This is a genomic window from Mucilaginibacter celer, assembly GCF_003576455.2.
Lineage (GTDB): Bacteria > Bacteroidota > Bacteroidia > Sphingobacteriales > Sphingobacteriaceae > Mucilaginibacter > Mucilaginibacter celer.
Genome location: NZ_CP032869.1, coordinates 4,633,695 through 4,642,314, shown reverse-complemented (window position 1 = coordinate 4,642,314; position 8,620 = coordinate 4,633,695). Strand labels below are relative to the sequence as shown.

8 protein-coding genes are annotated in these 8,620 nt (G+C 44.5%); all 8 read right to left on the bottom strand.

What is annotated here, in order from left to right; translation table 11 throughout:
* The 8 genes from HYN43_RS18935 to HYN43_RS18900 are packed head-to-tail and all read right to left on the bottom strand — an operon-like array spanning position 1 to position 8,597.
* Complete coding sequence (locus tag HYN43_RS18935; protein WP_119410831.1) at positions 1 to 1,215, bottom strand: glycosyltransferase; 1,215 nt, start codon at positions 1,213 to 1,215, stop codon at positions 1 to 3.
* A 26-nt stretch (positions 1,216 to 1,241) separates the two neighbouring features.
* Complete coding sequence (locus HYN43_RS18930) at positions 1,242 to 2,213, bottom strand: glycosyltransferase family 2 protein (protein WP_119410830.1); 972 nt, start codon at positions 2,211 to 2,213, stop codon at positions 1,242 to 1,244.
* On the bottom strand, positions 2,195 to 3,112 hold the full coding sequence (locus HYN43_RS18925; protein ID WP_119410829.1) for a glycosyl transferase: 918 nt from the start codon (positions 3,110 to 3,112) through the stop codon (positions 2,195 to 2,197). The genes HYN43_RS18930 and HYN43_RS18925 overlap by 19 nt, the downstream gene beginning before the upstream one ends.
* Complete coding sequence (locus HYN43_RS18920) at positions 3,112 to 4,032, bottom strand: glycosyltransferase (protein ID WP_119410828.1); 921 nt, start codon at positions 4,030 to 4,032, stop codon at positions 3,112 to 3,114. Before HYN43_RS18920 ends, HYN43_RS18925 begins: the two co-directional genes overlap by 1 nt.
* The gene (locus HYN43_RS18915) at positions 4,029 to 5,237 is read right to left on the bottom strand and encodes a glycosyltransferase family 4 protein (RefSeq protein WP_119410827.1); all 1,209 of its coding nucleotides are present in this window, start codon (positions 5,235 to 5,237) and stop codon (positions 4,029 to 4,031) included. Before HYN43_RS18915 ends, HYN43_RS18920 begins: the two co-directional genes overlap by 4 nt.
* Positions 5,234 to 6,100 carry a glycosyltransferase family 2 protein gene (locus HYN43_RS18910; RefSeq protein ID WP_119410826.1) on the bottom strand — a complete coding sequence of 289 codons (867 nt, stop codon included), beginning with the start codon at positions 6,098 to 6,100 and terminating at the stop codon, positions 5,234 to 5,236. The genes HYN43_RS18915 and HYN43_RS18910 overlap by 4 nt, the downstream gene beginning before the upstream one ends.
* Positions 6,097 to 7,209: an alginate O-acetyltransferase AlgX-related protein gene (locus HYN43_RS18905; RefSeq protein WP_119410825.1), complete on the bottom strand. Its 1,113-nt coding sequence runs from the start codon at positions 7,207 to 7,209 to the stop codon at positions 6,097 to 6,099. Before HYN43_RS18905 ends, HYN43_RS18910 begins: the two co-directional genes overlap by 4 nt.
* The gene (locus HYN43_RS18900; protein WP_119410824.1) at positions 7,209 to 8,597 is read right to left on the bottom strand and encodes an MBOAT family O-acyltransferase; all 1,389 of its coding nucleotides are present in this window, start codon (positions 8,595 to 8,597) and stop codon (positions 7,209 to 7,211) included. The genes HYN43_RS18905 and HYN43_RS18900 overlap by 1 nt, the downstream gene beginning before the upstream one ends.
* Between the last annotated feature and the right edge of the window lie 23 nt (positions 8,598 to 8,620).

Sequence of the window (8,620 nt, the reverse complement as noted above, 5' to 3'; positions counted from 1 at the left end):
TCAGGTTGTTTTAAGGGCGCCGTTGACGATGTTAACCAATTTATCAGCCTCGATGGGCCAATCAAAATGCAATTGATAATGATCCAGTACCGTTTTTTTTAAAGTGTTTAGCTCGCCGGCTTTTAATTTGACACCGAGGTTATTTAATATCGCCGTTAACTCTTCAGCGTTGTTTTGTTTGTACAGCCAAATCAGATCTGGAGATTGTTGCGCTATTTCGGCCTGCCCCCGGGTATACGAAGCAATAACAGGCAACCCGGCCGCCATGTAATGAAAAAGTTTGTTCGAAACGGTGAGGTCTTTATTAGGTGGATTATCAGGCTCAAGTGCCAGGCCGATATCATACCGGGCCATATCGGTTTGGATTTCGCTGTTTTTCAGCATCGGCAAAAATTCAATACTGTCTTTGGGCGACAGCAACGCATTTAAAGTGCTTTTGTAAGCCTCTGATACATTCCCTCTGAGGCTCAGTTTACATTTGATGGCGCTTTTGGCCATACAGTTTATAAAAAACTCAAGGCCCCGGCCCTCGCCAATGGTTTGCGAAAGCCAGTATAAATGTAAAAAGTTGTGCTGTTCATTTTGCCCGGTATTGCTGTTGGCATTAAACGAGTTGTAAATAACAGCCGGCAGGTTTACCGTTTTATAAAAAGCCTGAAGGCCTTTTGCCATAGCCTGCGATGTGGTATAACAGGCAGCACCTTTTTCGATGGCTGTTTTTTCGGCCTGCTTTAAAAGTTTTATTGGCCTGTTTTTGCGGGCATCAGGTAAAAGATCTTCAGAGTACCAATCTTCGATATCAAAGGCTACTTTGTGGTTATTTACCATAAGGCTGCCGGTTACGGTTGCCAGTTCCTGGTGCATAATGTAAAGATTGGCCGGCTGTGCCAGTATGTGTTTTTTTAAGCGCGATGCATCATAGCCCAAACTATGCCGGCTTTCAATACCCAGGGCTTGCGCAAACAACCAAAACTTTCTGATTAGCCTGGCCTTAAGCGAGCTGAAATTTTGCTTCCGCAGATCGCTGTAAATGTTGTAGCCGATACCCGTATCTGTAAGTAAGGAAAGATCCTGCCTGTATAAATCGTCGCTATAAATGGCGGTGAAAATAGTTACATCATAACCGGCCGCAGCCAAGGCTATTGCTTCTTTCAGCACCCGCGGATTGCGGCAAAGGTGCGATTGGCTTACAATGCTGATTTGGCCCGGACTCATGGGGAAAATGGTGTTTGCTAAATAAATTAATTACTGCTGCCTTGTAAAAACAGCTTCACCCATTTGGTTAGTTTCCATCCCAAAACAGCTACCATATAACTGGTAATGCCGCCGGCCATAAACTTAAGATCGGGCCTGCCCAGCTGGTTGATTTGCTTTTGTGCTTTACCAATAAGCTCCCGGTGATGAGGATAAAGCTCATAAATAACCCCTTGCAGCATATTAGCACTGCTTAGCCTTATTTCATCACTATTATCAACTACCTGCAACGCGTAGTTAATGGATAAACTAATTGATTGCAGTAAGGAGTTATACGCTTTTGGGCCTTTACGGCTTGATAAGCCGCCAATTCCCGAGCGGTAATATAATACGGCATCGTGGCAAAATAATATGCTTTGGGCCTTTATAAACATGCGGGTATAAAACTCCATATCGTCGTTCAGGCTTAATTCTTCATTCCAAAGGCCGGCTTTTTCTATAAGTCTGCGGGGAATGAGTGACCTGCCCGGTGCTGTCATAGGGGCTCCTGCCCGCCAGTAGGTATTGATCCAGCCGGCAAGCTGCATTTCCTGGTACGGAATCTGTTCTGCCTTAAAGGTTCCGGGATCATCATTATAAAAACGGCCCCAGCCCGAAAGTACAATAACATCATCCCTGCCGTTGATCCGGTTTAGCTGCCTGTCGATAAAATCGGGCGGAAGCAGATCATCGGCATCAAAAAAAATGATGTATTGACCGGTTGCGTTTTGATAGGCCAGGTTGCGGGCGGCAGAAGCACCGTGATTAGGAGTTGAAATCGCTTTAAGCCGCTTATCATCAATTTGTTCAATTACATTTAAAGTTCCGTCGGCGGAGCCATCATCAACAACAATAACCTCAATATCAGCATAAGTTTGGGCTAATACCGATTTAATTGCCTGGCCCACATATTTTTCGCAGTTATAAGCGGGAATACAAACCGAAACGAGGGGACGGGGATTTAAACCAGTTTTTTCCATGCCAGTTTATAATAACCCTCTTTAGAGAGATCGACATAATGGTGCAACACACCGTTTTGTGCGGCGATGGTTGCTTTGCAGGGGTTAACAATGTATTTGCCCGGAGGCAGCACAACGGCGTTGTCATCGCCTATCAGCATAGCCGAGAGCGCCTGCTCCAGGTAGTATGATGTGCCTTCACGTTGCTCTAATACCTCAACCCAGCGTTCAATATTTTGCCAGTTGATAGCATTGCTGTTTAAACCTATGGCACCCACGTTAACCAGCGGTTTAATGGTTTTACCGGCCAGCTCTTCCATCAGTTTTTTCGAATAGCCGTAAGCCTCATCACAATCAACCATGTGCAGGGGGCGTTGCGGATGATGCAGCCATTCCAGCATTTCACGCGGCTCACGCCAGAAAAGCATATCTGAATCCAGTACCAGCTTCCAGTCGTCGCCGGGTATAGTATGGATATCGGTAAGTTTTTTGATATGCGGATATACAGCTCTTTTATGATGCAGGTGCGGGAATTGAGCCGGGGGAATTATATTTTCAAGATTTTGGGCGATAATTTCTTTGGTGATGATAGTTGCTTCAGGGAGCTGTTTTTTTATGTGGTTGATCAGTTCTTCATCAAAACTGCCATCATCAACCAACAAAAATCTTAGCTTTATTTTTGACACCAAAACCAGCGAACGGATGCAGAACAAGGTTTGATACAGGTAGTTTTTGCCTGTTAAAAAATAAACCGGCAGGCCTTCCTTGGCCGAAATAACCGGAGGTAAGGAAAATGACGCCTTTTCCATGAGCTTGCGCGAGGCCATCATTTTACGGTAATTGAGGTAACCGCCAAAGCGCCTGATGTTTTTAAGCCTGGATTTGGGGATACGGTATAAAAAATTAATTAATTTCTGCATTAGTTTTCAGGCAAGGCGGCAAGGCCTTCAAACATGCCGCAAGCGCCCTGCCATTTAATATAGGCAGCCTTACTTTGCCAGGCTTTGTAGCTGAACCAGGCTTTTATTTTTCTGGGCATTACGCCTGCGGGCTTTATTTGCTGCCATGGGTTAATGCCGTGATGATGCAATAGCTGCACCCACGATTTATTGGTATTGTGCGCCAAACGCGCGAGGTAAGCCACCTCCATACGGTTGGCCGGGATAATATGCTTTAGTTGGAGTTGCGGGAAATAGCCAACCTGCCAGCCCGATTTCAGGATTTCGAGCACTATATCATTATCCCCGCCCGAACTGAGGGATGAGCCCGTACGATCACCAATAGTGCTTTTACCCGAGGCGATTTTATCAATATAAGGCTTGAGTGCTTTGTACCTGATGCCCATGCCCGCGCCAATGGGGGCAGCATCGGGATATTTGTTGTCCCATCCCTCAATAATAACATCATTACCCGGATCCCGGAGAGCGAGATTGTGGTGAAATTCAGGAAGCCAGGCAGGCGGTTCGGTTTCAAACAAGGGCAATGATTTGCCGCCGATAGCTGCCAGTTGATGGTGTTGATCAAATATGGATACTACCTGCTCAAGATAATCTGTATGGAGCACGTTGTCATCATCAACCATCACGATGATGCCGGTCACTGCTTCATTAAATCCCCTGAGGCGGGCGTAGGTTAAACCCTGCCGGGTTTCGGTTATGATTTGAGCAAAGGGATGCCAGCTTAAATCAAGTTGTGTATGAAAATTATTGGTTGAGTTATTATCGATAATGATCAGGTCCCACTCATGCTTTGCCAACGATTGGTTTTTTAATCCGTCAAGCGTTTGGGCAAGCCGTTTTTCATCGGGATTATACGTGGAAATAATAACGGAAACTCTCAACTTTGGGCCTGCAGGGTTTGATAATATTTTAATGAGTTAGATGCCAGTTTTTGACCCGTAAATTTATTTTCGACGGTTTTGCGGGCATTGGCACCCATCTGTTCGCGCAGCGCTTCATCGGCTGCCAAGGTTAATATTCTATCGGCCAGGCTTTGTGCGTCGGCGGTATCGGCAAACAGGCCGTTGTAATTATCGGCAATAATATCGGGAACACCGCCTACCTCGCAGCCAATAACCGGTTTGCCGTAACTCATGGCCTCAATAAAAATAATACCGAAGGATTCGTACCTTGAGGGGGCTACGAAAATATCGCAGTTGCGGTAAGCATCGGCCAGATCGCTGCTGGCTATCCGTCCCCTGAAAATTACCTGCCGCAAAATACGCTCTTCATTATCCTGCTCAAACCAGGTTTGGTACTGGTTGTTGGGATCGTGGCCTATCAGCTCAAACAAAATACCGGGGTTTTCCTTTAACACCAGCGGGATGGCAGCCAGTAACACATCGGTGCCTTTGCGGTATTCCAGCCGGCCGGTATACAGTACTTTGATAGTTGAATGATCTTTTTTATAAGCGTCGGTTTCGGGCAGGTTTACCCCATGCGGAATAATATCAAAACGATTGGCATTAATGCCATAAAGCCGCCCTATCTCTTCGGCATGGCTATAGGCGTGTGTGATTAAATGCTTGCTTTTTTTTATAAACGCAATCTCCATAGCCGCTATCAGATCCATCCCCCTCGATTTAAAAGGGTAATGCTCCTTCATCATTTGCGAAAAGGTAGTGCTTACCCTCACCGCCAGGGGCGCTTTAATTTTTTTGTGCAGGGTGAAATAGCAGAGCGAAAAATAGCTGCTGGTTTCTATAACATCAATGTTGTATTGCTTTATGATCTTATTTAAACTACGGGAGGTAACCCGCATGCACTTCAGTTTTAAGGCAGCATCAATAATAGCCCATTTATTTTTAAAAAGCCGCAACACCAGTGCCGGGGCTTTAACCTTAAAGGTTAATACAGTAATGTTTGGTGAGAGCTCGTATTCGCCGAAAGCCTCCTGCTCATCATCGTAACGGCCGCGCACATGTATTACTACGATGCGATTGCCCCTTACAGCAAGGCTTTCGGCCAGCAAACGGTAGTGGTTGGCAATACCGCTGTCGATGGTATGCTCGTCGGGGAAATAGGGTGTGATGAGGGCAATATTCATCCGGATGATCTCATGGTCCAGGCCAGCATTCTTAACAATGTTTTAGCCCTTTGAGCGATGCTGAGCGGATTACGTCGGGTTATATAGTATAATATATTACTCCAGGCAAAGCCCATGCTTTGTTTGTGCTGAGCAAGGTAAAGGCAGCAATAGATGGATTGATTAAGCACCTCAACCTGGTCTCCAATTTTATGGGTGGCTTTATTTTTAGCCAAAAGTAGGTAACGATAACTGTAAAAACGGTAATCATACAGGGTTGAACTTAGGCCCGCTTCGCCAAAACGCGCTATATCAACATCAATATACCGCGTTTTGAATGCAGGGTTGCAAAAAGCTTTCAGCGTTAAGTGATAATCGGCCGCTACTTTAAAAGTAAGATCGTATTTGCCGGTGTAATCAAATACCTCGCGTTTGTAGAAGATGCCCTGGTGATGGATGCCGCGCGACAGGACTTTGTTCAAGGTATCATCTGTATAAGTTATTCCCGATACAGCCCCGGTTACCTTACCGTAAACCAGGTCGGCAGCCTCGTTTTGGATGTTATTGTACACGGTTTGCAGGGTATTGGTGCCTGCAAGCGTATCATCGCCGCCCATAAAGTAAAACCACCTGCCGGTTGCCATATCGATACCTTTGTTCATGGCGTCGTAAATACCTTTGTCGGGTTCGGAAATGAATTGCACGGCCATCTCAGCGGTTTTCCTGAAGTTGCTTACAATATACTGGGTATCATCGGCCGAGCCGCCGTCGATAAAAACCAGTTCGAGGTTTTTAAAGCTTTGGCCGGCGATGCTATCCAGCGTTTGCCGCAGGGTTTTACCGCTGTTATAAAGGGGAATGATGATGGAGATAAAAGGTGTCAATTCAGATTTGAATTTAAAACCTTATTCGTTTCGTTTACCCAGATCTGCATCCCTGCCGGATTCCAGTGGGCATCACTTTTATAATACAGATTACGTTTATCTGTTTTATATATTGTATATACCGTGATTACCGGCAGCCCGACAGCCTGTTCAACCCGCTCAAGCAAATGATTGTAAGGCATCCGGTTTTGATCATAAACGGAAACCGAATTTGGGATAACCGATAATAAAACTTTTTTAAATCCGATTGACCGGTAGTACCCCGCCGCGAGGTTGAGGTTTGAGGCAATGGAATCGACAGATTGTTTGGTTTTGGGCCTGAATGCTGATTGTGAGCTGCCGGTATCAACAGTTATGTTTAAAAATAGCCGTTCTTTATCCGTACTAACCGCTGCTTCATTGGCAACGCGGCCAAATAGTTTGTAATTTAAAGCTGCTTTTGCCTCTTTAAAGGGTGTGGCAGTTTTGTTATCAAAAAGGATAAGCTCAAGATTACGACTCAGATCTCTATTAAAAAGGATCTTGTTTATTCTGTCGGTAAGCGATGACGGCAGTGATTGGGTGCCTGCTGCGGGAGACTGCTTATTGAAATTTGCCCCGGTTTTAATTTGTTCGGCAGACCATTTTATTTCATCGGTTTTATTGATGTCGTATCCGTTCAGGTTTCGCTCGGTAAACTCCATAATAAGGTAGTTTTGTTTGGTACTATCAAGTCGTACCGGCCCGAAAGGAAAGCGGCGGTCAAGAAAAATAACGTTATCAAAAGCATCGAATGCTCCGGTTAGTGTTTTATCGGCCAGGAAGCTATCGCCTATAATATAAAGTACCCGGTTGGTGCTTTTTCCGTTTGTTTTGGCTGGATATTGTGTAAAAGGTTCAAGTTCAAACTTATACTGATGTAAATAGCTTAACCCGTATAAATCCCCATAGCGCCACCTGTCCGAGTGTACGAACAAGGCTTTATACAGGGCATTTTCGGTAGCCATTTTGGGGTAAAGATGATCGAAGTACTTTTCAGATTTTATTTTGTTGATGAACGATTGGTTCATGGCCAGCCCTAACGTTATAAGGCTAACTATTAAAATAAATATGCCGCTTATCTTACGCATTAAAACTGAAAATAAATGAACTGCGCTTCGTTGAAAATCCCCAGAAAGTAACAGGCAGCAACCAGTGCACCGATAATAATGATTTTAGGCATGGCCGGATAATCCTTTGCCTGCCGCAAATAACGTTCGCCTAATAACAGCGCCAAAATGATAAACACGCAATACCAAAGCTCATTAACAGACATTAGCCGGTTTGACAAATAATTGAAATTACTGCCGCTGAATATTTTATTCAGGATATAAAACGCATCGGCTACGGTACCGGCCCTGAAAAAGATCCAGGCCAGGCAAACCAGGTTAAAGGTAAGCAGCCATTTTAAAAACTTAAACCCGGTAACACGGATGTTAAATTTGTTTAGTAATTGATAAGCTACCAGCAACAAACCATGAATGGCGCCCCAAACCAAATATTTCCAGTTGGCACCATGCCATAGCCCGCTCAGCATAAAAACAATGAGCACGTTTAGGCAGGTTTTTAAAAAATTCACCCTACTGCCGCCTAACGGAATATAAACATAATCGCGAAACCAGGTTGACAGGGAAATATGCCAGCGTTTCCAAAATTCTGAAACGTTTGCTGCCAGGTAAGGAAAATTGAAATTTTGCATCAATTGAATGCCCAAAACAAGCGCTGTACCAATGGCTATATCCGAGTAGCCGCTAAAATCGCAATAGATTTGAAACGCAAAAAAATAGGTGGCAATCAAGAGCTCTAACGAAGAATGTGCATGCGAATTGGTAAATACGGGATCAACAAACAGTCCCAGCCTATCGGCAATTACCACTTTTTTAAACATCCCCATGGCAATAAAAAACAAGCCGTTTAGCAGTGCCTTGCCCGAAAAATTGTTTACGCGGTGCAGTTGCGGTAAAATATGCTGAGGGCGTTCAATAGGGCCGGCAACCATTTGGGGGTAAAACATTACGTATAAGGCGTACAAACCAAAATGGCGCTCGGCGGTCTGGTTGCCGCGGTAAACCTCGATGGTGTAACTCATGGCCTGGAACGTATGAAACGAAAGACCAATAGGCAGTATAAAATCAACCAGGGGCAATTGAGGCCCGTGGAATGAACCCGAAACAAGGTTTAAATTGACTGCAATGAAGTTGAAATATTTATAAAACGCCAATACACCAACATTGGTGACTATACTAAGGATAAGATACAACTTTCGCTTTTTACCCTGTGAGTTTTGAATAAGGATACCCGCGCAATAGTCAACTACAATGGTAAACAGGATGATTAGGATGTAAACGGGCTTAAAGTACATGTAAAAGTAGCTGCTGGCAGCCAAAAGCCACATCCACCTTAATTTGTGCGGTAACAGGTAATAAGTTATGGTAACTATTACAAAAAATAAAAGAAAGAGCAGGGAGTTAAAGAGCATTGATGTAGTTAAACAAGTATAGG